This window comes from Oerskovia sp. Root918, from assembly GCF_001428945.1.
Lineage (GTDB): Bacteria > Actinomycetota > Actinomycetes > Actinomycetales > Cellulomonadaceae > Oerskovia > Oerskovia enterophila.
The window spans coordinates 58,052-84,412 of record NZ_LMJG01000003.1; the positions used below are offsets into that span (position 1 = coordinate 58,052).

The following is a 26,361-nucleotide window of genomic DNA, read 5'->3' on the forward strand; positions in this document are numbered from 1 at the left end:
CCCACCACGGCGCGCCACCCACCCCGGGCGGCGCGCCGTGCGCACACCCGCACCCCGACCATGCGACACGCTCAGCGTCGCCGGTGCACCCGTGGGATGCTCGACGACATGCCCGCCGTGCCCGATTCACCCCATCTAGACCGCGACGTGGAGCGGGCCCCGAGGAATACTGAAGCGGTGACCGAGGCCCAGGCGATCTTCGAGCTGGTCGAGGCGGGGCTCGGCTCCCCGACCGCCGACGAGTCCTTCGACCGCTTCGCGCGCCTGGCCATGCGCCAGCTCGGCGTCCCGACCGCCGCGGTGTCGTTGGTCCTCGCCGACGAACAGGTCTACCCCGGGGCCCACGGGCTGCCGGAGGACATCCAGGCGAGCCGGCGCATGCCGTTGACCCACTCGTTCTGCCAGCACGTGACGAACGACCGCGAACCGCTCGTCGTGCCGGACACCCGCAAGGACAGCAGGGTCTGGGACAACCCCGCGATCCCCGACTTCGGCGTCCTGGCCTACGCGGGCTTCCCGATCCTCGACCAGCGCGGCCGCGTCGTCGGGACCCTGTGCGCCATGGACGACGAACCGCACGACTGGACCGAGTCGGACCTCGCGACCCTCGCCGACCTCACGGCCGCCTGCACGTCCGAGCTGCGGCTGCGCATCGCGCACGAGCGGGCCACCCGGATGCAGAACCTCGCCATCCAGGCGACGCGTCGCAACCGCCTGCTCCTCATGCTGAGCGAGGCCTTCGCGGACGCGACCTCGGTCCAGGACGTCGGCGAGACGCTCGCCTACGTCGCCTCCTCGGCGATCGGAGCCCGGTACGCGGGGCTCGCGGTCGTGGACCCGTCGCGCAAGAGCCTGACGTACACGAGCATGGACCACCTCGAGCCCGGGCTCGCCCCCTCCTACCGCTACGCGCGGATCGACGACCCGGACCGGGTCGTGTCGTACGTGGCGCGCACCCAGGAGGCCCTCTTCTTCCGTGACCAGGCGGACATCCTGGCGTCCTTCCCGACGGTCTCGGACGCGATCGACGACACGGTCGGCTCGCGCGCGCTCCTGCCCGTGGTCTCCGGCACCTCGCTGCTCGCGGTCATCTTCCTCGCGTGGGAGCACGGCAAGGTCGCCGACGACGAGTCCTTGTCCCGAGCCGGCCTCGCGGGCTTCGTCGCGCACGCGCTCGAACGCGTCAGGCTGCTCGAGGAGCGCCGCGACGCCGCGACCACGCTCCAGGCCGCGATGCTCACCGAGCTCCCCGACATCCCGCACCTCGAGCTGGCCTCGACCTACTCGCCCGCGACGCTCACCGACCAGGTCGGCGGGGACTGGTACGACGCGGTGGTGCACGACGAGGACGCCTCGGTCCTCATGATCGGCGACGTGACGGGTCACGACATGCGGGCCGCCGCCGAGATGGGCCAGCTCCGCTCGATGCTGCGCACGTTCGCGTGGAGCCACGACGAGTCCCCGTCCGCGCTGCTGCGGCTGCTCGACCGCGCGAACTCCGGGCTCGCGCTCCACGCGAGCGGGACCGCGGTCGTGGCCCGGCTCGACCGTCGCGGGGACTTCTTCGACCTGTCGTGGTCGAACGCCGGGCACCCTCCGCCTCTGGTCCTCCGTTCGGACGGGAGCGTCGAGATGCTCGACGCCCGGCCGGACATGATGCTCGGGTTCGTCCCCAACGCCCCGCGCAGCGACCACATGACCCACCTGGGGCCGGGCGACACCCTGCTGCTCTACACCGACGGCCTGATCGAGCGGCGCGGCGTCGCCCAGAGCACGCGGCTCGCGGGCCTGGCCCAGGCGCTCGTCGCGCTGCGCCACGGCTCGACCCTCGCGCTGCCCAACGCCCTGGTCCAACGCCTGGTCGGCAGCGACCAGCGCGACGACATCGCGGTCCTCGCGGTGCGGGTCCGCGCTGCGGTGAACTCGCACCCCACGCCCGCGTGCCCCACCCGCGTCTCCCGCAGCGTCGAGCACACGACCGGCGCCATCTCGCCCGCCCGCCGCTGGGTCGACGACATCCTCGAGAGCTGCGGTATCAGCCGCGACCAGCGCCGCACCATCATGCTGCTCGCGAGCGAGACCCTCACCAACGCCGTCCAGCACGCGGTGGGACCGCTCGAGGCGATCGTCGAGGTCAGCAACACGCTCGTCCGGGTCGGTGTCCGCGACGGGTCGCCCGACGAACCGACGCTCCACGACCCCGCGCCGCACGAGACGGGAGGCCGAGGCGTCCAGTTCCTCGACCGGTTCGCGGACCGCTGGTTCGTCGAGCACCGTGCAGCGGACGGCCCAGGAAAGACCGTGTGGTTCGAGCTCGCACGCGACGACGCCCTCTCCCCTGAACGTGTCGGCGGGTCACGCTAACGTGGAACACGGCGCGCACAGCGGCGTGCCACGAGAGGACACCATGACCGAACGCACAGCGACCGTCGCGGACGAGGACCTCGGGGAGCTGCTGGACCAGTACCGGTCGCAGCTCACTGGCTACTGCTACCGCCTGCTCGGCTCGTCCTTCGAGGCCGACGACGCGGTCCAGGACACCATGGTCCGTGCCTGGCGGTCCTACGACCGTTTCGAGGGACGTTCCGCGCTGCGCTCCTGGCTCTACCGGATCGCGACCAACGTCTGCTTCGACCACCTCGCGCAGCGCAAGCGGCGCGAGCGGCCCATGGGCCTGGGCGCTGCGCAGTCCGCCGAGGAGCGGAACCTGGGCGAGCAGCTCTCGGAGGAGACGTGGGTCGAGCCCATCCCTGACGACCGCGTGCTGCCTCGGGACGGGGACCCCGCGGACGTCGCGGTGGGGCGCGAGTCCATCCGGCTCGCGTTCGTCGCGGCGCTGCAGTACCTGCCGCCCAAGCAGCGGGCGGTCCTCATCCTGCGCGAGGTCCTGCGCTGGCAGGCGTCAGAGGTCGCCGAGCTCCTCGAGACGTCGGTACCGTCGGTCAACAGCGCACTCCAGCGGGCGCGCGCGACCCTCTCTGCCCAGGCGCACTACGGCTCGGCTCCGGGAGCCGACGGTGCCAACCTCCCCACCGTCCCGGCCGACGACGAGAAGAACGAGCTCCTCGAGAAGTACCTCGACGCGTTCGAGCGCTACGACATGCCCGCGCTCGTCGCGCTGCTCCACGACGAGGCCACGCTCTCGATGCCGCCCTACGCGCTGTGGATGCAGGGCCCCGTCGAGATCGAGAGGTGGATGGTCGGTCCTGGCGCAGAGTGCCGCGGCTCGCGCATGGTGCCGGTGCAGGCCAACGGGACGTTCGGGTTCGGCCAGTACCGGGTGTCCCCCGACGGCGGCTACGACGCGTGGGCCCTGCAGGTCATCGACACCGTGGACGGCAAGGTCACGGGCATCAACGCGTTCCTCGACGTCGAGGCCTGGTACCCGCTGTTCGGCCTGCCGCTCCACCTGGACGCCTGACGCCCCACGCACAGCGGGGTGGGCCGGCGAACCGGCCCACCCCGCTGCTCACGTCCCTGGACGAGGTCAGTCGAACGTCTCGAGGAGCAGCCGGCGCTCCTCGTCGGTGAGGTTCGTCGCGATGAGATCGCCGTGCAGGCCGTGGAACCGCTCGCCGACACGGTCCAGGTTCCCGTCCTCGGTCACGGCGAACAGCGCGGAGGTCCCCTCGGTGACCTGCGCGCGGATGCGGTCCAGCTGGTCCTTGTTGAGCCCCACTGCCTCCATGGACTTGTGGATCGCACCGAGCGCCGCGCCTGCCGCGACCCCGATCACCGGCACGAAGAAGAGCGCCCCGAACAGGAGCCCCCAGAACGCACCCCATCCCGTGCCTCGCCACTCGTCCTCGTGCGTGTGGCGCGTGGTGGGCTTCTTGGCGCCCTCGGGCCAGCTCACGATCGCACGGTCCACGATCTTGATGAGGCCTTCGGAGGCCGCGTCCCGCAGGACGCCGGACGCCACCTCGGCGCCCCCCGGGGTGTCGAACGACCAGACGGTGAAAGTAGCCATGATTCCTCCCTCAGGCGAGCAGCTTGGCCTTGGCGGCGGCGAACTCGGCGTCGTCGAGCACGCCTGCCGCCTTGAGCTGACCGAGCTTCTCGAGCTGGGCCAGGAGATCGTTCTCGCCGACTGCGGGTGCCGCGGCGGCCGGAGCCTGCGCCTGGGCGGCCTGCGCCGCGTACATCTGCTGCTGCTCGGCCTGCTGCTGAGCCTGGTACTGCTGGGCCTCGGCCTGCTGCTCGGCCTTGCCCTGCTGGTGTCGCTGGACGGCGCCCGCCGTGGCAGATGCCGTCCCGGCGATGACCGCGGTGCGGGCCATCGTCCCCAGGAGGCCGGGGCGTCCTACGCGTCGTAGTGGCATGGTGTTCTCCGTTCGTCGTGCAGTCCGTGTGCGTGCTGTGCTGGGAAGTGCGGTGCGACGTGACTCGTGTCCGCTCAGACGAGCTCCGCGAGCTCGACGATCTCGTTGACGACCTCGGCCGGGATCCGCTCCTGGGCGATCACCGCGGCCCCCGCGTCGCGCACCGCCCCCACGAACTCGCGGGCCCAGGAGTGCTCGACGATCAGCACGAGCGCCGACGTCCCGGGCTCGAGGTTCGCGGCGACGTCGTCGATGTCCTCCTGACCGGCGAGGCCCGAGCTGCCGAGCTGGGTCTCGGTGATGTCGAGCTCGTCACCGAGGTCCTCGACCTCGACGACGTCGATCTCCCCGCCCAGACCCTTGCGGACGACCGTGAGGTCGAGGAGCCTGACGACGTCGGACCCCAGGAGGTCCACGATCGCGATCTTGACCGCGTCGGGCACGCGCTCCTCGGGGAAGGCGATCGCGACGAACTCGACCGGACCGAAGGTGGTTGAGGGCATGTGTGGCGCTCCTTGCTGGTAGGTGAGGTCAGGGCAGGTGGGACGCAGAGGCGGACGCGCGCTCGGCCTCGTCGCCGTGGACGACGAGCGCCCACAGCACGAACAGCCCCAGGATGATCGTGACGATCGACCACCACGGGCTGGCGGGCAGGGCGACGAACTGGGTCAGGACGTTGAGCACGACCAGGACGATCGCGACGAGGCGCGCCCAACCCCGGCCGGAGAGCACCGAGAAGCCCACGATCACGAGCAGGATCCCGACCACGAGGTGGACCCATCCCCAGGTCGACACGTCGAGGACGACGATCCCCTGCTCTCCCAGCCCGACGAGCTTCTCCGGGGAGAACGCCGCGACCAGGCCGCTGATCGCGTTGAACAGCCCGAGCACCAGCAGGACGACGCCCGCGAACCACACCCAGCCGACCCATGCCGTGACCTGCGATGACCGTGCCATGTTCTCTCCTCGCGCGCGGTGGACGGACGGCATCGCCCGACGTCGTCGTCGGCCCGGAGCCGTCCCGGAAGTCGTGCTCCCCTGATCGTGGCACCGCCCGCTCGTCACGGCATCCGCTGCGCGAACGCTCGGGCCGCACCACTATGGGTCCATGGAACTGGGATTCACGGGTGGGATCGCCCTGGTCGTGCTGCTCGGGGTCGTCGGTCAGGTCGCGGCCAAGGCGCTCAAGGTGCCGTCGATCCTGCTGCTGCTCGCGCTCGGGCTGGTCGCCGGGCCCGTGACGGGCCTCGTCGACCCCGACGCGCTCCTGGGCAAGGACCTGTTCCCCCTGGTCTCGATGGCCGTGGGCATCCTGCTGTTCGAGGAGTCCCTCAAGCTCGACATGACCCGGCTCAAGGGCGGGGCGCGGCGACCGGTCGCGCTGCTGGTGACGGTCGGTGCGGTCCTGACCGGTATCGGTGCCACGGCCATCTGCTGGTGGGTCCTCGACCTGCCGCTGTCGCGGGCGGCCGTGATCGGGGCGATCCTCATCGTGTCGGGACCGACCGTCGTCGGGCCGCTGCTCGCGATCATCCGTCCCAAGCAGCCCCTCGAGTCGGTGCTCGCGTTCGAGGGGATCTTCATCGACCCGATCGGCGCGACGGTCGCGCTCGCCATGGCGAACGTCGCGCTGCACGCCGCCCCCGAGCACCTGGGCGCGACCGCGTTGTCCGGGATCCTCACGGGAGCGGTCGCCGCGGCCGTCTACGTCGTGGCCGTGCGCTGGGGCAGGGTGCCCGCCGCGGCCGAGGTCTCGCTCGCGTTCGCGACGGCACTGGCCACGTACGCGATCGCCGAGGCGTTCCACGAGGAGGCCGGGCTCTTCGCGACGACGACGCTCGGGATCGTCCTGGCCAACCAGCGGTGGGCCCGGATCGAGCCCCTGCACGAGTTCGGCAGCCACGTCGGGCTCCTGCTCATCGGCACCCTCTTCATCCTGCTCACGGCTCGGGTCGACCTCGACGCGCTCGCGACCTACGCCCTGTCGACGCTCGCGATCGTGGCGCTGCTCGTCCTGGTGCTGCGCCCGCTCGTCGCGTCGATCGCGACCACGGGCAGCGTGCTGTCGAGCCGAGAACGGGTCATGGTCGGCTGGATGGCGCCACGCGGGATCGTCGCGGCCTCGACCGCGTCGGTCTTCGCGCTGCGGTTCGAGCAGGACGGCCAGCCGTTCGAGCAGCTCGTGCCGGTCGTGTTCGGCGTGATCCTCCTGACGGCCGTGATCTACGGGCTGACGGGTCCGTGGGTCGCCGCGCGGCTGGGAGTGCGGTCCGAGGGCCCCGAGCACCTGGACGACGACGGGGTCCCGCTCGCCGAGCAGCGCACGTCCGGGTGACCGGTCGGCCCGGGCGCGGCGCCGGCGTGTGACGTGCACCTTCGGGCCCGACGGCGTGGGCTCACCTTGAGCGCCCAGGCGTTCGCTACGTTCGGCGCATGACGAGCGACGCGACCACGCCGGGCGACCACGCCGGCCCGTACTCCCCGCCGCCCCTGAGCGCCGACACGGTCGCGCCCCGTGACTTCGTCGCGCTCGCCCCCGACGACCCGCGCAAGCCCCCGCGATGGCTCCCCCGTGCGCTGTTCATGATCGTGGTCACGATCTTCGTCGGCATCTTCGTCTGGTACGCGCTCGGCACCCTGAAGAGCCTGGGCGTCAACGTGCTCATCGCGTTCTTCATCGCGCTCGCGCTCGAGCCGATCGTCGTCTGGCTCGTCCGCCACGGTTGGAAGCGCGGCGGGGCAGCGGCCACGGCTCTGCTGGGTGGCCTGGTCGTCGTGATCGGGATCTTCGCGCTCTTCGGCAACCTGTTCGTGCAGCAGCTCGTCCAGCTCGTCCAGTCGATCCCGGCGCTCTACACGAACATCCAGGAGTTCGTCCAGGAGCGGTTCGACATCGACATGCCGAGCTCTGACGTCCTGCTCAAGCAGGGCTTCAACGAGTTCGGCGAGGACGTCGCGTCGGGCGCGCTCGTCGTAGGGACGACGATCGTCGGCGGGATCTTCGCGTTCCTCACGATCATGCTCGTGACCTACTACCTCCTGGCCGCAGGACCCAAGTTCCGCGCCGCGATCTGCCGGTGGCTGACCCCGAACCGCCAGCAGGAGGTCCTGCGGCTCTGGGAGATCACGCAGGTCAAGGTCTCCGACTTCATCAACTCGCGTATCGTCCTCGCGGCGCTCTCGAGCGTCTTCACGTTCGTGTTCCTGCTGATCCTCGGCACCGACTACGCGCTGCCGCTCTCGGTGTTCGTGGGCGTCGTGTCCCAGTTCGTGCCCACGATCGGTACGTACATCGGTGGCGCGCTGCCCGTGATCGTGGCCCTCACGTCGCAGGGGCTTCCCCAGGCGCTCGCCGTCCTGATCTTCATCGTGGCGTACCAGCAGCTCGAGAACCTCTACTTCTCGCCCAAGGTCTCGGCCCGGGCCCTCGAGATGAACCCCGCGGTGTCGTTCGTCGTGGTCCTCGCGTTCGGCGCGGTCTTCGGTGCCTTGGGCGCGTTCCTCTCGCTCCCGATCGCCGCGACCATCCAGGCCGTCGCCAACACCTACCTCCAGCGGCACGAGCTGGTCGACTCGCACATGCTGCACGACCCGGGCCGTGAGAAGGACGAGGCGACCGACGACGAGGGCGACGGGGGCGGCGGGCTTGCGCGACGTCGTCGGGCCAACCGGAAGGCCGCGCGCGAGGCCGCGCGCACGGTCGACGAGCGCCACGCCGACGGCATCGAGTAGCTCTCGCACAGGACGGGCCGGTGAGGATCCCGACGACGTCGGCTCCGTGACCGGCAGGCTCGGCAGCGGTGCCACGTGGACGGGCGGGGCCTTGTGCGTCGCCGCGCACGCTGTACCGTGCCGGGATGACCCACGCACCCACCGTGACCGTCCGCCGCGCGACCCGTGAGGACCTGCCCGCGATCGCCGAGATCGCGGTGCACTACGTCCTGCACACGGTCACGACCTTCCAGACCGAGCCGCTCACGCTCGCGGGCTGGGAGGAGCGGTGGGAGTCGCTGCGGGCGGCGGGCCGCCCGTTCCTGGTCGTCACGGTCGCGGAGGGCCCCGGCCTGCCCGACGACGTCGCCGGGTTCGCGTACGTGGGCGCCTGGCGCGAGCGACCCGCCTACGCGGCCACGGGCGAGGACACCATCTATCTCGCTCCGGGCAGCGAGGGCCGAGGCCTGGGCCGAGCGCTGCTGTCCAGGCTCCTCGACGAGGCGCGTGAGGCCGGGGTCCGGGAAGTCGTCGCGGTCGTGAGCGACGCCGAGTCCCCCGCGTCGGTGGTCCTTCACGAGAAGCTGGGCTTCCGACAGGTCGGTCGGCTCGAACGGGTCGGCTTCAAGCACGGCCGGTGGCTCGACACCGTGCTGCTCCAACGCTCGCTCGGCTGACGCCGCGCCCGGGCGGACCCGGGAGCGCGAGGTGAGCGGCGCCGTCGGGCCTGTGCACGTCGGCGCCCGTGGCACGACCGATCCGCGCGCCCGTGGCGCCCGTGGCACGACCGATCCGCGCGCCCGTGGCACGATGGACAGATGATCCGACCCCTGCTCGTCGGAGTGCACCCGGGCCAGCACCCGGACATCGTCCAGCGTGCCGCCGGCTTCGCCCACGCGTTGGGGACGTCGCTCGTGTGCGTGTGGGTCGACGTCGGGCCCGTGGCGGACGACAGCTCCGGAGAGCGACGCCTGACGACCGAGCTCGACCGCGCGCTGCGCGGAACGGGCGTCGCGTGGAGCCTCGTGGTCGCGGGCGACGGCGACGTGGCCCGGCAGCTCGACGAGGCCGCGGTGACGCACGACGCCGCGATCGTCGTGGTCGGCGCCCATCGTTCGGGGGCCGACGGGTGGCGCAACGAGGCCCTCGGCGGCTCGGTCGCCGGTCGGCTCTCGCACCTGCAGCACCGGCCCGTGGTCGTGCTGCCCGTGCTCCCGCCGCCCAGCCAGGAGAGCACCGAGGACACCGCCGGGGACTGAAGCGTCCCGGCGGCAGGGTTGCGCCGGACCCGGATCACCCGGGAGGGCACGTGCGCTGCCGCGCTGCGACCCGTCCCTCTGGCTAGGCTCCGGGCATGGTCTCCCCCTCCCCGGCGTCCCCGGCCGACAGCCCCGCGGTGCGGCGTCGCCGCTGGCCCCGGGTGCTCGCCTGGGTCGGCGCGTCGCTCGGGGTCGTGGCGATCGGGACGTTCGTCGCGTTCCAGGTCAGCCCGTGGCCCTCTGCCCTCCTCATCCGGTACGCGTTCGACAAGGGCGGCCACGAGACCGACCAGAAGCTCGCGGCGCTCGTGCCGTCCGGCGTCGTGAGCACGACCGACGTCGCCTACCGCGCCGACGACCCCGACGCGCTCCTCGACGTGCACCGTCCCGCGAGCGCCGAGGGACCGCTGCCCACGGTCGTGTGGACGCACGGCGGCGGATGGGTCTCAGGCAGCAAGGAGCAGGTCGCGAGCTACGCGAAGATCGTCGCGAGCCACGGCTACACGGTCGTCGCGATCGACTACTCGATCGCGCCCGGCGCGACCTACCCCACGCCGCTGTTCGAGCTCAACGACGCGCTCGCCTACGTGACCGAGCACGCCGACGAGCTGGGTGTGGACCCCGGGCGGATCGTCCTCGCGGGCGACTCGGCGGGGTCCCAGATCAGCGCGCAGGTCGCGGGCGCGGTCACGAGCCCGGCGTACGCGCGGGAGCTGGGTCTCGAACCTGCGATCGGGCCCGACCAGCTCGCAGCCGTGGTGCTGCACTGCGGCGCGTACGACATCGGCCTCGTCGACACCTCGAAGGGCGGCGCGAGCGCCTGGTTCCTCGAGACCGTGCTGTGGTCGTACTCGGGGACCAAGGACTTCGCCGACGACCCGCGCTTCGCGGCCGCGTCGGTCACGGGCCACGTGACCGCGGACTTCCCGCCCGCTTTCCTCACGGGTGGCAACGCCGACCCGCTCACGCCGCAGGGCAGGGCTCTGGTCGCGCGGCTCGCGGAGGCGGGCGTCGAGGTCGACGCGATCTTCCAGCCCGACGGCGAGGAGCCCGGCCTGGGCCACGAGTACCAGTTCGACCTCTCGACCGAGGCCGGGCAGGTCGCGCTCGACCGGAGCCTGGAGTTCCTGGCGAAGCACACGTCGGGCTGAGCCCAGCCCTTTCCCGCTAAGTGCATGATTCGGCCGCGACTCGCCGGGCGTGTCGCAGCACGAACATGCACTCGGCGCCCGCCGAACCGCCCAGCCTCCCAGGACATCCGCCCCTGCCGCCCGGGACGCCCCCCGCCCCACGCTCGTCGTGTCAACCACCCACGGCCGCCGCCCGCCGGGCCGGCCCTCCGACACGCAGGGGTCCACCATGACCGCACGACCGACAGCACCCGTCACCTCCGACGCCGCCCTCGCCCACGGGCACCCCGCCCGCACGTCCCGCGCCTGGGCGTGGACCGGCGTCGCGGCCGGCGTCCTGGGCATCGTCTCGATCCAGGCCTCCATGGCGCTCGGCGCCGACTGGGAGCAGACGGCAGGCGATGCCGACGCGATCGTCGCCGACCTCGCGGGCAAGACGTCCACGCTCCTCGTCTTCCACACCGCGACCGTCCTGGTCGCGATCCTCGTCCTGGTCTTCGCGGCAGGGCTCAAGCGACGCCTCGACGTCCAGGCCCCGGCGGGCAGCCTCCTGCCGACGGTCGCAGGCTCGGGACTCGTCCTGACCTCGGTCGCGGCGCTCATGGGCTCGGGACTCGACACCCAGTTCATGTTCGGGTTCGCCGAGCTCGACAAGATCGTCGCCGAGTCGGGCGCGTTCTACGCCGACTGGACCGCGACCATCCCCTGGCTGTGGGTCGGCGCGGGCCTGACCGCGGTCGCCGTGGCCGTGGCGTCGCTGCGGCACGGCGCCGCACCGCGCTGGATCGGGGTCGTGAGCCTGCTCCTGGGCGGGATCACGCTGCTCGTGGGCGTCTCGCCCCTGCAGTACATGGCAGGGTTCGTGGGTCCGCTGTGGCTCACGGTCGCGGCGCTCGGCTTCGCGCTGGGCGACCGTCGCTGACCTGCCCGACGGCGCAGCCCACCGTCGTGGTCACGCCACCGAGCGCCCGGGTCGTCCCGGGCAGCGCGACCGGCCCCGTCCCCCTCTCCGGGGGCGGGGCCGGTCGCGGCCGTGCAGCCCGGCGTGCGGGTGGAATCGTTCCCGCCCTCTGTCGCGCGGCCGGACCCGCCCCCTACCGTGGCGCTGTGGGCGCAGACGCAGGGGACGTTCCACCGGAGTCCTCCGGCAGTCCGGCCGTGCCCTCGCGCGGATCGGCGTTCGGTCGCGCGAGCCTGGGCACCGGGGGCCTGCCCCGGACGGCGCTCGCCATCGCGATCGTCTCGTGGCTCCTCGGCATCGCGGCGCTCGTGCTCCAGCTCACCTCGGGTGTGGGCGTGCTGCTCGGCGACCTGCTGTTCGTGGTCGTCGACGCCATGGTCGCGCTCGTCTACGGCTCGGTCGGGGCGATCATCCTGTCGCGCCGGCAGCACGTCGTCGGCTGGCTCGTCTCGCTCGCGGGGATCGGCGGAGGGTTGGCCGCGCTCGGCGGGGCGTGGCGCAGCTTCGCGAGCACGCACCCGGACCTGCCGCCGCTCGAACCGCTCGCCGCGGCGTACGGTCTCGCGTGGGTCCCGGGGACGATCGGGCTGTTCGTGCTCGTGCCGTGGTTCGTGCGCGACCACCCGTTGTCCGTGGGCGCGTGGCTCGGGGTCGCGGGCGGCGTCGGCTCGATCCTCTTCTTCCTGCTCGCACCGGTCGACGACCCACGGCCGGCGATCCTCGGCGTCGTCGTCATGGGGCTCGTGACCGCGGCCGCGACGTGGTGGCGGCACCGGCACGGGCCTCCCGAGGAACGCCGCGGCCTGGGGCTCCTGGCCCTGGGCACGGCGATCATGGCGCTGTCGTTCCTCCCTCTTCTCGGGACGTGGGACTCGCCGGACGCGATCCTCGCGCTGCCCCTGACCCACCTCGCGTGCCAGGCCCTGTTCCCTGCCGCGCTGCTCGTCTCGGTCCTGCGCAACCGGCTCTGGGGCCTGGACCTCGCGCTGAGCCGCGCGACGATCGGCGCGCTCCTGACCCTCGCGCTGGTCGTCGTCTACGTCGCTCTCGTCGTCGCCGTGACGGCTCTCGTCGGCAACCGGCCGCTCGCCCAGGTGCTCGCCGCGGTCGGCGTCGTGCTCGCGGTCCAGCCCGCCCGCACCTGGCTCCGGCGGCGCGTCCGCACGCTCGTCTACGGCGAGACGACCGACCCGGGACGGGCCGTGCTGCGCATGGGACGCCAGCTCGGGGTCGCCGCGACCGCCGACGAGCTGCTCCACGGACTGGTCGCCTCGACGGGCGAGTCGCTCAGGCTCGAGTCGGTCACGCTCACGAGCGGCGGGGGCCCAGCGGGCGCGGCGGCGTCCTCCCGCACCGCCTCGCTCACGGGCGGCGCCCCGGCCGCACGAACGGGCTCCGGGTCGGCGAGCACGGTCCCCGGGGCGCCACCCGGGACGGTCGAGGCGTCGTGGGGCTCCCCCACCTCGGTCCACGTGACCCACGTGCCCGTCGAGCACGGCGGCCAGGTCCTCGGTGACCTCGCCGTGACACCCCGCGCCGGCGAGCGCCTCGACGCACGCACCCGGGACGCGCTCGCCCAGCTCGTGCCGGTCGTCGCAGCGGGCCTCGCCCTGGCGAGCGGCGCGCGCGACCTCGAGCGCGCCAAGGACGCCGTGACCCGGGCGCGTCTCGCCGAACGGCGACTGATCCGTCGGGAGCTGCACGACGGCGTCGGGCCGTGGTTGAACGGGCTGCGGCTCGGGCTGCAGGGTGCGCGCAACACGCTCGCGACCGACCCCGCCGCCGCGGCCGCGGTGCTCGAGGCCCTCCAGCACGAGGTCGAGCAGCGGGTCGGGGACGTGCGCACTCTCTCGCGCAGCCTGCTGCCCCCCGCGCTCGACGAGGCCGGTCTCGAGGCCGCGCTGCACGACCTCGCCGACCACCACGACGCCGACGGCTTCGCGGTCGAGCTCCTGTGCGGGCCGTGCGACGACCTCGACACGCGCATCGCCGCCGCTGCCTACGCGATCGCGAGCGAGGCGGTCATCAACGCGTCCAGTCACAGCGGGGCCGCGGGCTGTCGCGTCGAGGTCGCCGCGCACCCGCCCGGTGTCCCCGAGCCGGGGACGCACCTGGTCGTGACGTGCGACGACGCGGGCTCCGGCGTCGGGCAGGACGCGCAGGCCGGTGTCGGGACGCGGTCCATGCGGGAGCGCGCCGAGGAGCTCGGTGGGACGCTGGAGATCACCCCGCTCGCACCGCGCGGCACGCGCGTGCGGGCCGTCCTCCCCCGGAAGGTCGTGCTGTGAGCCCCATCCGCGTGGCCCTCGTCGACGACCACCCCGTGTTCCGCATCGGGATGGCGGCGCTGCTCGACTCGCTCGAGGGCGTGAGCGTCGTGGCCCAGGCCGCGAGCGCCGCGGAGGCCCGAGCCGTGCTGGGCGCACCGGAGGGGCTCGACGTCGTGGTCATGGACCTCGACCTGGGTGACGGGTCGGGCGTCGAGCTCACGCGGGACCTGGCGCGTGACCGCCCGGACGTGCCCGTGCTCGTCATGTCGATGCACGAGGACGACGACTCGGTCGCGGCCTGCCTGCGCGCCGGGGCGCGCGGGTACCTCGTGAAGTCGGCGTCGCCGCACGAGGTCGAGCGGGCGGTGCGGGCCGTCGCGAACGGCGAGCTGATCCTCGCACCGGGGGTCGTGGCACGCGCCGTGGCCAACGTGCTGGGCGGCTCGCGGACGGCCGTGCCGTTCCCGCAGCTCACCGACCGGGAGCGCGAGGTGCTCGCGCTCGTCGCCGCGGGGCTCGACAACACCGCGATCTCGCGGCGGCTGTCCCTGAGCACCAAGACGGTCCGCAACTACGTCGCGGGCGTGCTCGCCAAGCTGTCGTTGCGCGACCGGGCGGCGGCGATCGTGCGGGCGCGCGAGGAGGGCTTGGTGGACGACGACGGGTCGTCGGCGCGGGCGGCGGCCTCCCGCTGAGTGCGGAGCAGTTGTCGTCGATGGGCCCGATCGACGACAACTGCTCCGCACTCACCGCGCCTCGACGTGCCAGAACGTGTCGGTCGCGAGGTCGTAGCGCAGGACGGGAGCAGCAAGGTCCCCCTCCGCGTACAGCGGGACGTCGCGCGACAGCCGACTGCCGACGAGCCGCAGCAGCCCGCACAACCGGTCGATCCCCACCTGCCCCTCGAGCTCGCGCAGGTCGACGTCGAACGCGATCTCGTCGACCGCGTGCGGGTAGACGTTGACCTGGACGCCCGCGAACGGCCGCACACTCAGGGTCGGGGGTTCGTCCAGCGGGCGCCCGTCGGGGAACAGCGCTGCCGCGCGGGGCCAGGGAGCCCCCTTGGCGTGCGCCACCTCGTGGGGCCACCCCTGCTCCTCGACGAGGTCCAGGAGGGACTGCCAGTCCTCGAGGCCGATCTCGCCGACCACGACGTCCGGCAGGTACCCGTTCCACTCCGGGTCGAGGGCATCGATCACGTCGCTCCAGCGCAGGTCGGTCATGGGGTGAGTCTGGCAGCCCCGCTGAGTGCATGATTCGGCTGCGACTCGCCGGGCGTTTCGCAGCGCAATCATGCACTCAACGCCCGAGAACCCGGCCCGACGCCGGAGCGCCCCCTCACGCGGCAAGGCGAGCTCCGCCGTCGGGCAGGAATAGCGGACAGAGGCTGACCGCTACCGCGCGTAGCGTCGAGGACATGGACACGACGACGAGCTCCACGATCCGCCCCTTCCGCCTCGAGATCCCGCAGGCGGACCTCGACGACCTGGCCGACCGTCTCGCGCGGACCCGGTTCCCCGCCCCGCTGCCGGGCGACGGCTGGGACACGGGAGTCCCTGTCTCCTACCTGCGCGAGGTCGTCGAGCACTGGCGCGCGTCCTACGACTGGCGCGCGCAGGAGGCCGCCATCAACGCCCATCCGCAGTTCCTCACCGAGATCGACGGGCAGCGGGTCCACTTCCTGCACGTCCGCTCGCCCGAGCCCGACGCGCTCCCGCTGCTGCTCACGCACGGCTGGCCGGGGTCGTTCGCCGAGTTCCTCGACGTGATCGGGCCGCTCACGGACCCGCGCGCGCACGGCGGCGACCCCGCGCAGGCCTTCCACGTCGTGATCCCCTCGCTCCCGGGCTTCGGCTTCTCGGGACCCACCGAGGCCGGCTGGAACAGTGCACGCATCGCGGTCGCGTGGGCCGAGCTCATGCGCCAGCTCGGCTACGAGCGCTACGGCGTGCAGGGCGGCGACGTGGGCGCGGGGGTCTCGCCCGAGGTCGCGCGCGCGACCGGGAGCGACGGCACCACAGGACCGGTCGTGGGCGTGCACCTCAACGGCAACATCGGCATGGCGTTCCACGAGATCGGCGAGGACGAGCTCGCGAGCCTCACGGAGCTCGAGCGCGACCGTCTGAGCCGGATCGGGCGCTTCATGACCGAGGAGCTCGGCTACGTCTCGATCCAGGGCACGCGCCCCGGGCTGATCGGCGCGGCACTCACGGACTCGCCCGTCGGGCAGCTCGCGTGGATCCTCGACAAGCTCAAGGCCTGGACGTTCCCCGCGGACGAGCTGCCGCACGAGGTGCTCGGCTGGGACCGGATGCTCACCGACGTGATGATCTACTGGCTGACCGGCACGGCCGGGTCGTCGGCGTACATGGCGTACGCGAGCGAGAGCGCGTGGGACGCGCCCAAGCCCCCGACCGGCGTCCCGACGGCCGTCATCGTGTTCGCGCACGACGTCGGCATCCGCCGGTACGCCGAGGCCCAGCACCGGATCACACGGTGGACCGACGTCGAGGGTCGCGGGGGCCACTTCGCGGCGATGGAGGAACCAGAGGCGTTCGTCGCGGACGTGCGGGAGTTCTTCGCGACGGTCCGCTGAGCGGCGGCAGGCCGTCCGGTCTCCGCCGAGTGCATGAAGAACCCGGCCCGACGGCGGAGCGCACCTTCCGCGTCGAGGGTGCGCTCCGGCGTCGGGCCGGGAGCCCGTCACGGGTGGACGAGGATCTTCACCGCGGTCTCGTTGCGGTGGATCAGGGTGTCGAAGCCCTCGGTCACGAGGTCCTCGAGCGGGATCTTCGCCGTGATGAACGGGGCGAGGTCGATCTTGCCCTCCTGGACGAGCTTGATCGTCTCGGCGTGGTCGCGCACGTAAGCGATGGTCCCGCGCAGGTCGATCTCCTTGAGGACGAGCTTCTGCATGTCGACCGCGGCAGGCTTGCCCCAGATCGACACGACCACGATCACGCCCGCGGGGCGGACCGCGTCGAAGAGCTGGTCGAGGACCGCGTTGACGCTCGTGCACTCGAAGGCCACGTCGACGCCACGACCGTCCGTGATCTCGCGGACGCGGGCGATGAGGTTGTCCTGCGTGGGGTCGACCACGTGGTCGGCGACGTGCGTCTCACGGGCCTTGGTCTTCCGGGCCTCGGAGACCTCGGACATGATGACCGTGACGCCGCGCGCCTTGAGGACCGCGGCCGTGAGCAGCCCGATGGGTCCCGCCCCTCCGACGAGCGCGACGTCACCGGCCTGGGCGCCCGAGCGGACGACCGCATGGTGGCCGACCGAGAGCGGCTCGATGAGCGCGGCCTGGTCGAGGGGGATGTCGCCCACGGGGTGGACCCAACGACGGTCGACGACGACCTTCTCGGAGAGTCCGCCACCACCACCGGCCAGGCCGATGAAGCCCATCTTGACGCACAGGTGGTAGTTGCCGGCCTCGCACTGCGCGCACTCGCCGCACACGAAGTAGGGCTCGACGACCACGGACTCGCCGATCGTCAGGTCGTCGACGCCCTCGCCCAGCGCGGTCACGGTCCCGGAGAACTCGTGGCCCATGGTCACGGGGATCTCCTCGTGCGACAGGGGGTGCGGGCGGCCCTTGGCGGGCGTGAAGATGGGGCCGTCGAGGTATTCGTGCAGGTCCGAACCGCAGATCCCGCACCAGGCGATGTCGATCGCGACCGCGCCCGGCCGCAGCTCGGGGGCCGGGACGTCCTCGATGCGGATGTCTTCTCGTCCGTGGAAACGTGCAGCCTTCATGATCCTCGCCACGCCTTCTCTCGTTGGTCGCTGGGTTCCTGACAGGCGACCCCGGACGGGTCGCCTCGATGCCCGGGGCAACTTCCACCCTAGGCACGTGACCTGCGGAAGAGCCCGGCCAAAGGTCCCGAATCGGATGTGACACATCCCTCCTCGCAGCGTCAGATCAGGGACCTCCGCGGCCGGGCGTCGGGGTGTCGCACCGGTCGGGGCGCGCGGCACCCGGGCCGTGGACCGGCCCGCGTGGGCGGCCGCCGGTACGTTGGGTGGCATGACGGACCCGGCGACGCCCGCTCCCCTGCGCGACACCCAGCTCCCCGGCCACGGCGGCCTGCTGCTGCTCGACTCCGCGTCGCAGTACTTCCGTGCGTTCTTCGGGGTCCCGGACTCGGTCAGGGCCCCCGACGGCACGCCCGTCAACGCCGTGCGCGGCTTCCTCGACACCATCGCGGTGCTCGTCACCGAGCGCCGGCCCGCGCGCCTCGTGGCGTGCTGGGACGACGACTGGCGCCCCGCGTTCCGCGTCGACGCGATCCCGTCCTACAAGGCCCACCGGGTCGCGACCGAGGTCCCCGGGACCACGGGCATCGAGGAGGTCCCCGAGGCTCTGACGACCCAGGTCCCCGTCATCGTCGAGGTCCTCGCGGCCCTCGGGATCGCGCGCGTCGGCTGCCCGGGCTACGAGGCCGACGACGTGATCGGCACGCTCGTCGAGCGCGAGTCGGCCCGGCGGCGCGCCCTGCGCGAGGCGGGCGAAGGGATCGGTGCGAGCGACTCCCGTGGGCCTGATGTCGGGCCGGTGGAGGTCGTCACGGGAGACCGCGACCTGTTCCAGCTCGTCGACGACGACGTGCCAGTGCGCGTGCTGTACACCGCTCGGGGTCTCAAGAAGCTCGACGTCGTGGATGTCGAGCGCCTGGCCGAGCGCTACGGCGTGACGTCGGGCCAGGCGTACGCCGACATGGCCGCGCTGCGCGGCGACCCGAGCGACGGCCTGCCGGGCGTCGCGGGCATCGGCGAGAAGACGGCCGCGGGGCTGCTCGCCCGCTACGGCGACCTCGCGGGCATCCTGCGCGCACGCGACGAGGGCGACCCCGGCCTGAGCCCCACGCAGCGACGCCGCCTGACCGAGGCCGCGGACTATCTGGACGTCGCCCCGCTCGTGGTCCAGGTCGCGCGCGACGCCCCCCTGCCCGCAGTGCCCGACGACGTCCCGTCCGCCCCCGCGGACGCTGCGGCCCTCGACGCGCTCGCCTCGCGCTGGGGACTGCGGTCGAGCGTCGACCGGGTCCTGGAGGCGTTCGCGTCCGTGCGCTGAGAGGCGTCCGCGTCCGTGCGCTGAGACGTCAGCAGCGCCGTGCCGACCTCGGAGCTCAGGTGCGCGGACGTCGGCGGCGACGCCGCCCGCGCTCCTCGCCACGCATCCCACCGAGGAACGCCCGCACGACGATCACCACATAGGTCAGCAGCGCGAGCACGCAGACCACCGTGACGAGCTGCCACGGCTTGATCATGTCCATCGTTCCTCCTGCCGGCACCCGTGGTGCCGGGTCCTCCCGTCGCGCCTCGGTACGCCCGGTCGAGCCTCCCACACCTCTGGTCAGCCCTCGGGATGTCCTGTATGTTCCCGCAAGGAAGGCTGCAACGTTACGCAACCTTGCAGAAGTCACACCGTCGTGACTCTCGGCGGTGCCCCCTTGATGAAGGAAGATCATGCGATCAACGACGTTCGCACGGTGGAGACGACCCGTCGCCCTCCTCCTCGGCCTCGGGCTCCTGGGCCCGCTCGCCGTCACCTCGGTGGCCACGGCCGCCGGCGCGACCAGCGGCGAGGCCTCGACCACGGTCTACTACCCGGCCCGCGCCGGCTGGACCACGACCAACGTCCACTACGGCGTCACGGGCGGCGCGTGGACCACGGTCCCCGGCGTCGCCATGGCGCCCGCGTGCGACGGCTGGCTCAGCCGGACCATCCCGCTCGGGACGGCCGCCGGGGCCCAGCTCACGTTCAACAACGGGTCGGGCACCTGGGACAACAACGGCGGCCGCAACTACGCGGTCGGTGCAGGCGTCGTGGTCGTCAAGGACGGTGCCGTCACGACCGGGACCTCCCCCTGCGCGACCACGCCCGACCCCGAACCCACCTCCACCCCCACCGAGGCTCCCGCGGGCGCCGCGACCCTCTACTACGCGACGACGTGGACCGCGCCGAAGATCCACTTCAACACCACGACCGCGGCCTGGACCACGGCACCGGGCAAGGCCATGGAGGCCGCCTGCACCGGGTGGTTCCGGTTCACGATCGACCTGGGAGCCGCCACGGGCGGCAAGGTCGTCTTCACCAACGGCTCGGGCACCTGGGACAACAACGGCGGCAAGGACTACGCCTACGGCCCCGGGATCTCGACCGTGAAGAACGGGGCGCTCACGGCGAACGCCACGGACCCCTGCCCGCCCGTCGTCCCCGAGGTGCCCGACACCACGGCCCCGTCGGTCCCCTCGGGCCTGACCGTGACCGGTACGGGCATCGGCCTCACCGCGAGCTGGACCGCGTCGACCGACGACACGGCCGTCGCGGGCTACACCGTGACGCGCACGGGCGGCGCGGGCACCGTCACGCGCGACGTCACGGGCACGTCCGCGACCGACACGAACCTCCTCGAGAACACGGCGTACTCGTACTCCGTGACCGCGTTCGACGCGGCCGGGAACCGCTCCGCGGCGAGCACGACGGCCTCGAGGACGACCGGTACCCAGCCGACGACGCCCCCCGCCACGACCGGTGAGCCGCTCGGCGGCGACCCCCGTGAGGACTCGATCTACTTCGTCATGACCGCACGCTTCAACGACGGCGACGCGACCAACAACCGTGGCGGCTCGATGCACGTGAAGTCGGGCAACGCCGCGAACGACGACCCCATGTTCCGGGGCGACTTCGAGGGCATCGTCGACAAGCTCGACTACATCAAGGGCCTCGGGTTCTCGGCGATCTGGATCACGCCCGTCGTGCTCAACCGGTCCGACTACGACTTCCACGGCTACCACGGGTGGGACTTCTACCGCGTGGACCCGCGGCTCGAGTCGGAGGGCGCGAGCTACCAGGACCTGATCGACGCGGCGCACGCCAAGGGCATCAAGATCTACCAGGACGTCGTGTACAACCACTCGTCCCGGTGGGGAGCAGAGGGGCTGTTCACCCCGACCGTGTACGGCGCGCGCGACGCGCAGTGGAGCTGGTACTACGACCAGCCCGTCGCGGGCAAGGAGTACGACCCGCTCGAGGAGGACGCCGACGGCTCGACGTACAACGGTGACCTGTGGTCCTCGACGCAGCCCGCTGGCCAGAACTGTGCCAGCTGGGGTGTCCCGGTCGGCTACTCGGCCGAGGGTTACCGGACGTACAGCTGCCAGTGGCCCAACGCGACGTCGGGCATGTTCCCCTCGAACCTCTACCACCCCTGCTGGATCGGGAACTGGGAGGGCAAGGACGCCCAGGACTGCTGGATCCACGAGGACCTCGCGGACTTCAACACCGAGAACGAGCAGGTGCAGGACTACCTGATCGGCGCGTACAACAAGTACATCGACATGGGCGTCGACGGGTTCCGGATCGATACTGCGGTCCACATCCCCCGCGTCACGTGGAACCGGGTCTTCCTGCCCGCGATCCAGGAGCACGCGGTCGCGACGCACGGCGAGAAGGGCAAGGACTTCTACGTGTTCGGGGAGGTCGCGCAGTTCGTGCACGACAAGTGGAACCGCGGGTCCGTGAACCACTCCGCACCGTTCTACACCTGGGACGAGCGCAAGGAGTACTCGCTCGACGACGTCGTCGCCGCGGCCGAGCAGTTCCAGTACGAGAACCTCATGGGGCCGGCGAACCAGCCGACGAGCACCAACGCGACCCTGGTCGGGAACACGTACCACGCGCCCGACCACTCCAAGGCGTCGGGCATGAACATCATCGACATGCGCATGCACATGAACTTCGACGACGCCTCGAACGCCTTCTGGTCCGGCAAGGACTCCGACGACGTCACGAACGACGCGACGTACAACACGGTCTACGTGGACAGCCACGACTACGGGCCCGGCAAGTCCCAGACGCGGTTCGCCGGGGGCACCGACGCGTGGGCCGAGAACATGAGCCTCATGTGGACGTTCCGCGGCATCCCGACGCTCTACTACGGCTCGGAGATCGAGTTCCAGGCGGGCAAGAAGATCGACTGCGGTCCGACCTGCCCGCTCGCCACCACGGGGCGCGCCTACTACGGCGACCACCTCGCGGGGACAGTGGTGGCGAACGACTTCGGCGTCGTCACGTCGGCCACCGGGGCCGTCGCGACGACGCTCCAGCAGCCGTTGGTCAAGCACGTCCAGCGCCTCAACCAGATCCGCCGGGCGATCCCGGCGCTCCAGAAGGGCCAGTACTCGACCGAGGGGGTCTCGGGTGGGATCGCATACAAGAAGCGGTTCACCGAGGGGTCCGTGGACTCGTTCGTGCTGGTCGCGGTGAGCGGTTCGGCGACGTTCTCGGGCATCCCGAACGGCACCTACGTGGACGCCGTGACGGGCGACCGCAAGGTCGTCACCGGCGGATCGCTCGCGGTGTCCGTGAGCGGCAAGGGCAACATGCGCGCCTACGTGCTCGAGCTGCCGGGCAACCCGGCGCCGGGCAAGGTCGGTGAAGCAGGTCCGTACCTGAGGTAGCGGTCGACGAGCGGGTGCCGCCCGCCCTGGGGCGGCGCCCGCTCGTCCCGTGCCACCAGCCGCACGCCCGTGCGGTTGACAACGCTGTCATCGGTGCAGGATCGTTCTTCACGACGCTGCACCGTCGCAACCTCTCACCTGCTCTGGAGCTCTCATGCCGCACCGGTCCCCCCACGTCCTCGTCGTCGGCGAAGCCCTCATCGACGAGGTCCGACGCCCCGACGGCACGACCGATGAGCACCCCGGCGGCAGCCCGGCCAACGTCGCCCTGACGCTCGGCCGACTCGGGCGCGAGACCCTGCTCGCGGCCCACATCGGTCAGGACGAGCACGGAGAGACGCTGCGCGCCTGGCTCGCCGACTCGGGCGTCACCCTCACCCCGGGGTCCGACGGCGCAGCTGCCACGAGCGTGGCGCGAGCGGTCCTCGATGCGTCGGGGGCCGCGACGTACGACTTCGCGATCACCTGGGACGTGGCCCCCGGCACCGCGGCCACCGAGACGACGCTCGCCGTCCACACCGGGTCGATCGCCGCCGTCCTCGAGCCCGGCGCGGACGCGGTCCACGACCTGGTGCTGGCGGCGCGCGAGCGCTCGACCATCACGTACGACCCCAACGCCCGGCCCAGCCTCATGGGCACGGCCGAGGCCGCGCTCGCCCGGATCGAGCCGCTCGTCGCGGCCGCCGACGTCGTCAAGGTGAGCGACGAGGACGTCGAGTGGCTCCACCCCGGCGCCGACCCGGTCGAGGTCGCCCGGACGTGGGCTGCGCGGGGGCCCGCGATCGTGGTCGTCACGTTCGGTGGCGAGGGCGCGGTCGCGGTGTGCCCTGCGGGCGAGGTCCGCGTCGCCGCGCCGCGCGTCGAGGTCGTCGACACGGTCGGTGCCGGTGACACCTTCATGGGAGCGCTCATCGACGGGCTCTGGGAGCAGGACCTCCTGGGTGCCGACCGGCGCGAGGCGCTGCGTGCGATCGACCTCGCCTCGCTGAGCGAGGTGCTCGAGCAGTGCGTCGCAGCGGCCGCGATCACCGTGTCGCGCGCTGGTGCGAACCCGCCGCGGCGTGCGGAGCTCGCGAACCGCTGATCCTGGACAACGCTCCGACGGCACCCGAGGATCTCCCCATGGACCAGCAGCTCGTCGAGTACGTCCGCGCTCAGGGGGCAGGAGTCGTCGCGACGCTCGGCCCGGACGGCAGCCCTCAGGCGGCCTACCTCTCTCTCACCGCGACCGATCGAGGCGAGCTCGTGCTCGACGCCCGCGAGAGCTCACGCAAGATCGCCAACCTTCGCCGTGACCCGCGCATCGCGGTGGCCGTCGGAGGCGCTGACGGGACGACCCTGCAGTGCGAAGGGGTCGCCGACCTGCCCGAGGGGCGCGAGCGTGAGCGCTGCGCGGCGGAGTACGCCGCGAGGTTCCCCGAGTTCGCCGGCTCGCTCGCGCAGGACGGGATCGTCCTCGTCCGGGTCACGGTGACGTGGGCACGCTACGGGGACTACCGGCCCGAGGCCGGACGCACCCCCTCGGGTACGTCGAGCAGGTAGCGCAGCGCCTACCCGGCGACCTCGACCCGCGCTCTGACCGCGATCTCGGCGAGCTCTGCCCGAGACGAAGCACCAGTCTTCTTGAGCGCGCGGAAGATGTGGTTCTCGACCGTCCGCCGGCTGATCCCCAGCGCCGACGCGACCTCGGCGCTCGTGTGCGCGCCGACCAGCAGGGCTACCTCCAGCTCACGAGCCGTGAGCGACGGGTTCGTGTCCTCGACCTGCCTCACGACGAGCGGCGTCCGCCCGAGACGGACCTCGAGCTGCCGAGCGGCCGCGGTGACGTGCTCCCTCAGCTCCGGGTCGCTGCGCTGGGCGAAGGACACCAGGGTCCGCAGCAGGAAGTAGTCGTCCCGGCCGTGCTCGTACGCGGCCAGGTGCTGCTCGACGCCGAGCGGGTCCGTCAGCACCTGCCTCACCGTGGCCCGATACCCGGAGAGTGCCTGCGGTTCGGGCGACAGCCCGCAGGCCCGGTCCAGCACGTCGAGACGGACGAGCGTCGGGTCGAGCGCCGTCGCGACCTGGAGCGCGGCCCGGACGACGGACCAGTAGCCCTTGGGCTCGGCCTCTCGTCCGATGGTCGTGAGGATGTCCGCAGCCTGCCCGACGTCGCCCGCCATGAGCGCACGGATCGCGTCGTCGACACCGCGCTGCATCCACGGCAGCGGCCCGTCCGGGACGCCCTCGGTCTCCATCAGGAACGACGAGGCGACGTCTCCCCGGCCCGTCCGGAACATCAGGTCCGCACCGAGCCGGAGCATCGCTCCGTGCACACCACGTGAGATCTCACCGGGCGCTCCGAGCGTGAAGATCTCGCTCAGCAGGTTGACACCCTCCTCCCACCTCCCCTCGACGAAGGTCCGGAGCGCGGCTGCGTATGCGAACAACGTCACCCGAGGACGGTCGAGCTCGAGCTGCGACTCCCGGAGGAACCGGGTGGTCGTGCGCGTCGCGAGAGCCCCGTCCTCTCCGTCGACCAGCGCGACGGCGCGGAAGAAGTCGAGGTAGCGCTCGATGATGGCCGGCGTGGTGGCGGGCCTGTCCTCCATCGCGGCGAGCGCCCCCCGGGGGTCGCCGTGGATCGTCAGGGTGGCGGCGAGGACGACGTGCGAGACCCAGCAGTCCTGACGACGCCGGACCTCCCGGTGGAGCCAGTCCAGGTCGTCGGGCCGGACACCCGTGCTGACGACCCGCAGGAAGACCTGGATCGCGTGCGCCTCCCCGTCGGCATCGCCCGTGGCCTGGACCATCCACGTGAGCGCACGTGCGACGGCGCGGGCGTCGTGACGGGCGAGCCCGTACCAGAGGGCCTTGACCACCCCGTAGAGCACCAGGTCGCCGCGCGTCGCACCGTCGCTGCGATGGTCAGTCTGCTCGAACAGCGCCTCGATGCGCTCGGGGTCGTCCTGCCACTCCAGGAGCGCGCCGAGGTAGGACAGGATGTTCGCGAGGGACGGGTCGGTCGCGACCCGTTCCTCGTGTGCCACCCGTTCGAGGGCCATCCGGTCGGTGAAGTAGCGAGCGAGCACCGGGAAGCCGCCGGGTTCGGGCGGCGCAGGGAGCGCCGAGACCGCCGAGCTCTCGATGCGTTGCCGCGCTGCCTGGAAGAGCTTCGACTCAGGCACCTGGAGCAGCTCGCTGAGCCGCCGGGAGTGCACCATGCCCGCCACGTCGAGGGGGCGCTTACGGAAGTAGTCGACGATCGCGAGCGGGTTGAGCGAGACGAGCGCCTTGAGGGGCTGCTGCCCCACGACGCTCACGAGCCCGCGCTCCTCGAGCCTCTCGACCGAGGCGACGCGGTCGATGACCGTGATCTGCTCCATCGTGGCCGACCCGAGGAGCGCGAGCTCGTAGACGGTCCGGAAGTCCTCGTCATCGAGCCCCGCGAGCAGCTGTTCGATCACGGTCTGCAGGTGCGGGTTCCACAGGGTGTCCCCGGCCATGCGCCACACGCCGTCGGTCTCCTCGATCCTTCGGCTCAACGTCGCGGTGTGCACGATCGAGCGGACGAGGCTCGTGATCCCGGAGGACTTCGCGTAGACGTGCGCCACGACGTCGGACGCGACGCGGCCGCCCAGCAGACGGTGGACCAGCGCGCTCGTCTCCTCGTAGGAGAGCGGGCCCAGCGTGATCCGCACCCCCTTCTCGGCGGGGAACCAGCGCTGCGCCGAGGTCAGACCACGACGGAACGGCAACGACGTCACCAGCACCGGAGCGTCCAGGCGCTCGCGCGCGACCGTGACCACCGCGAGGGAGTCCTCGTCGATCGTCAGGACGTCGTCGAGGACGACGTACGCGCTCGACCCGCGCGCGAGCTCGCGCGCCACGCGGTCGACGAACCCGTAGAGCGTCGGACCGTCCTTGGGTGTCTCGACACCGGCGAGCCGGAGCGAGACGTACGGCTCGGGCACGGTGCTCGTCAGCCCGGTCAGCGACAGGACGCTCGCGCCGGTCCGTTCGAGCTCGGCCACGACCCGGCGGGTCAGGGTCGTGCGGCCGATCCCGCGCTGCCCGACGACCTCGACGGACATCCCGCTCCGCAGGTGGTCGACAGCGCTCTGCACCTCGTCGTCGAACACGGTGGCTCTCCTCGGGATCAGGTCCGTCACGACGTGACGGCCCCCACCCCGGCGGGCGCACGGGTCGATACCGTCACCCTTCGGACTATGCCCCCCGAACGCGCCTCGGGCGAGGCGA

General features: G+C 72.1%; 23 protein-coding genes. 15 read left to right on the forward strand and 8 right to left on the reverse strand.

What is annotated here, in order from left to right; genetic code table 11:
• Nucleotides 1-177: 177 nt before the first annotated feature.
• Both ASE27_RS05870 and ASE27_RS05875 read left to right on the forward strand, forming a co-directional pair.
• Entirely contained in the window at nucleotides 178-2,364 is a 2,187-nt protein-coding gene (locus ASE27_RS05870) for a SpoIIE family protein phosphatase (protein WP_056647445.1), read from the forward strand.
• A gap of 43 nt (nucleotides 2,365-2,407) precedes the next feature.
• A complete protein-coding gene (locus tag ASE27_RS05875) occupies nucleotides 2,408-3,421 on the forward strand; it encodes a sigma-70 family RNA polymerase sigma factor (RefSeq protein WP_056647448.1) in 1,014 nt (337 codons plus the stop codon).
• Between the two features lie 66 nt (nucleotides 3,422-3,487).
• Here ASE27_RS05875 and ASE27_RS05880 read toward each other — a convergent pair whose 3' ends face one another.
• From ASE27_RS05880 to ASE27_RS05895, 4 genes are all read right to left on the reverse strand, one after another.
• On the reverse strand, nucleotides 3,488-3,970 hold the full coding sequence (locus ASE27_RS05880) for a DUF1269 domain-containing protein (RefSeq protein WP_056647451.1): 483 nt from the start codon (nucleotides 3,968-3,970) through the stop codon (nucleotides 3,488-3,490).
• A 10-nt stretch (nucleotides 3,971-3,980) separates the two neighbouring features.
• The gene (locus ASE27_RS05885) at nucleotides 3,981-4,322 is read right to left on the reverse strand and encodes an SHOCT domain-containing protein (RefSeq protein ID WP_056647454.1); all 342 of its coding nucleotides are present in this window, start codon (nucleotides 4,320-4,322) and stop codon (nucleotides 3,981-3,983) included.
• A 74-nt stretch (nucleotides 4,323-4,396) separates the two neighbouring features.
• Nucleotides 4,397-4,825, reverse strand: a complete 429-nt coding sequence (locus ASE27_RS05890; protein ID WP_056647457.1) for a DUF6325 family protein — start codon at nucleotides 4,823-4,825, stop codon at nucleotides 4,397-4,399.
• A gap of 28 nt (nucleotides 4,826-4,853) precedes the next feature.
• On the reverse strand, nucleotides 4,854-5,279 hold the full coding sequence (locus ASE27_RS05895; protein WP_056647460.1) for a hypothetical protein: 426 nt from the start codon (nucleotides 5,277-5,279) through the stop codon (nucleotides 4,854-4,856).
• Between the two features lie 151 nt (nucleotides 5,280-5,430).
• Here ASE27_RS05895 and ASE27_RS05900 point away from each other — a divergent pair, with 151 nt between their 5' ends.
• The 8 genes from ASE27_RS05900 (at nucleotide 5,431) to ASE27_RS05935 (ending at nucleotide 14,348) form a co-directional block, all read left to right on the forward strand.
• A complete protein-coding gene (locus tag ASE27_RS05900) occupies nucleotides 5,431-6,657 on the forward strand; it encodes a sodium:proton antiporter (protein ID WP_056647463.1) in 1,227 nt (408 codons plus the stop codon).
• Nucleotides 6,658-6,755: 98 nt separating this feature from the next.
• A complete protein-coding gene (locus ASE27_RS05905) occupies nucleotides 6,756-8,054 on the forward strand; it encodes an AI-2E family transporter (RefSeq protein ID WP_235535366.1) in 1,299 nt (432 codons plus the stop codon).
• 125 nt (nucleotides 8,055-8,179) lie between these two features.
• Entirely contained in the window at nucleotides 8,180-8,710 is a 531-nt protein-coding gene (locus tag ASE27_RS05910; RefSeq protein ID WP_056647464.1) for a GNAT family N-acetyltransferase, read from the forward strand.
• Between the two features lie 141 nt (nucleotides 8,711-8,851).
• Nucleotides 8,852-9,292 carry a universal stress protein gene (locus ASE27_RS05915; protein ID WP_056647467.1) on the forward strand — a complete coding sequence of 147 codons (441 nt, stop codon included), beginning with the start codon at nucleotides 8,852-8,854 and terminating at the stop codon, nucleotides 9,290-9,292.
• A 95-nt stretch (nucleotides 9,293-9,387) separates the two neighbouring features.
• Nucleotides 9,388-10,443: an alpha/beta hydrolase gene (locus tag ASE27_RS05920; RefSeq protein ID WP_157257402.1), complete on the forward strand. Its 1,056-nt coding sequence runs from the start codon at nucleotides 9,388-9,390 to the stop codon at nucleotides 10,441-10,443.
• Between the two features lie 208 nt (nucleotides 10,444-10,651).
• Nucleotides 10,652-11,344, forward strand: a complete 693-nt coding sequence (locus tag ASE27_RS05925) for a hypothetical protein (protein ID WP_056647475.1) — start codon at nucleotides 10,652-10,654, stop codon at nucleotides 11,342-11,344.
• Between the two features lie 236 nt (nucleotides 11,345-11,580).
• Nucleotides 11,581-13,671, forward strand: a complete 2,091-nt coding sequence (locus tag ASE27_RS05930; RefSeq protein ID WP_235535367.1) for a sensor histidine kinase — start codon at nucleotides 11,581-11,583, stop codon at nucleotides 13,669-13,671.
• Nucleotides 13,668-14,348 carry a response regulator transcription factor gene (locus tag ASE27_RS05935; protein WP_056647478.1) on the forward strand — a complete coding sequence of 227 codons (681 nt, stop codon included), beginning with the start codon at nucleotides 13,668-13,670 and terminating at the stop codon, nucleotides 14,346-14,348. Before ASE27_RS05930 ends, ASE27_RS05935 begins: the two co-directional genes overlap by 4 nt.
• A 51-nt stretch (nucleotides 14,349-14,399) precedes the next feature.
• Here ASE27_RS05935 and ASE27_RS05940 read toward each other — a convergent pair whose 3' ends face one another.
• Complete coding sequence (locus ASE27_RS05940; protein ID WP_056647481.1) at nucleotides 14,400-14,876, reverse strand: hypothetical protein; 477 nt, start codon at nucleotides 14,874-14,876, stop codon at nucleotides 14,400-14,402.
• Nucleotides 14,877-15,070: 194 nt separating this feature from the next.
• Here ASE27_RS05940 and ASE27_RS05945 point away from each other — a divergent pair, with 194 nt between their 5' ends.
• Nucleotides 15,071-16,249 (forward strand): epoxide hydrolase family protein, encoded by a 1,179-nt coding sequence (locus ASE27_RS05945; protein ID WP_056647484.1) that lies wholly within the window; start codon nucleotides 15,071-15,073, stop codon nucleotides 16,247-16,249.
• A gap of 107 nt (nucleotides 16,250-16,356) precedes the next feature.
• Here ASE27_RS05945 and ASE27_RS05950 read toward each other — a convergent pair whose 3' ends face one another.
• On the reverse strand, nucleotides 16,357-17,412 hold the full coding sequence (locus ASE27_RS05950) for a 2,3-butanediol dehydrogenase (RefSeq protein WP_056647487.1): 1,056 nt from the start codon (nucleotides 17,410-17,412) through the stop codon (nucleotides 16,357-16,359).
• 271 nt (nucleotides 17,413-17,683) lie between these two features.
• On the opposite strand from ASE27_RS05950, the gene ASE27_RS05955 reads away from it, so the two are divergent.
• Complete coding sequence (locus ASE27_RS05955) at nucleotides 17,684-18,730, forward strand: 5'-3' exonuclease (protein WP_056647490.1); 1,047 nt, start codon at nucleotides 17,684-17,686, stop codon at nucleotides 18,728-18,730.
• Nucleotides 18,731-18,785: 55 nt separating this feature from the next.
• Here ASE27_RS05955 and ASE27_RS20185 read toward each other — a convergent pair whose 3' ends face one another.
• Nucleotides 18,786-18,932: a hypothetical protein gene (locus tag ASE27_RS20185; protein WP_157257403.1), complete on the reverse strand. Its 147-nt coding sequence runs from the start codon at nucleotides 18,930-18,932 to the stop codon at nucleotides 18,786-18,788.
• A gap of 193 nt (nucleotides 18,933-19,125) precedes the next feature.
• Between ASE27_RS20185 and ASE27_RS05960 the strand changes: the two genes are divergently transcribed.
• From ASE27_RS05960 to ASE27_RS05970, 3 genes are all read left to right on the forward strand, one after another.
• Nucleotides 19,126-22,122: a carbohydrate binding domain-containing protein gene (locus ASE27_RS05960; RefSeq protein ID WP_056647493.1), complete on the forward strand. Its 2,997-nt coding sequence runs from the start codon at nucleotides 19,126-19,128 to the stop codon at nucleotides 22,120-22,122.
• A 154-nt stretch (nucleotides 22,123-22,276) separates the two neighbouring features.
• Complete coding sequence (locus ASE27_RS05965) at nucleotides 22,277-23,206, forward strand: carbohydrate kinase (protein ID WP_056647496.1); 930 nt, start codon at nucleotides 22,277-22,279, stop codon at nucleotides 23,204-23,206.
• Between the two features lie 38 nt (nucleotides 23,207-23,244).
• Complete coding sequence (locus ASE27_RS05970) at nucleotides 23,245-23,664, forward strand: pyridoxamine 5'-phosphate oxidase family protein (RefSeq protein ID WP_056647499.1); 420 nt, start codon at nucleotides 23,245-23,247, stop codon at nucleotides 23,662-23,664.
• A gap of 8 nt (nucleotides 23,665-23,672) precedes the next feature.
• Here the strand turns inward: ASE27_RS05970 and ASE27_RS05975 are convergent, their stop codons facing one another.
• A complete protein-coding gene (locus ASE27_RS05975; RefSeq protein ID WP_056647501.1) occupies nucleotides 23,673-26,243 on the reverse strand; it encodes a LuxR C-terminal-related transcriptional regulator in 2,571 nt (856 codons plus the stop codon).
• Nucleotides 26,244-26,361: the final 118 nt, after the last annotated feature.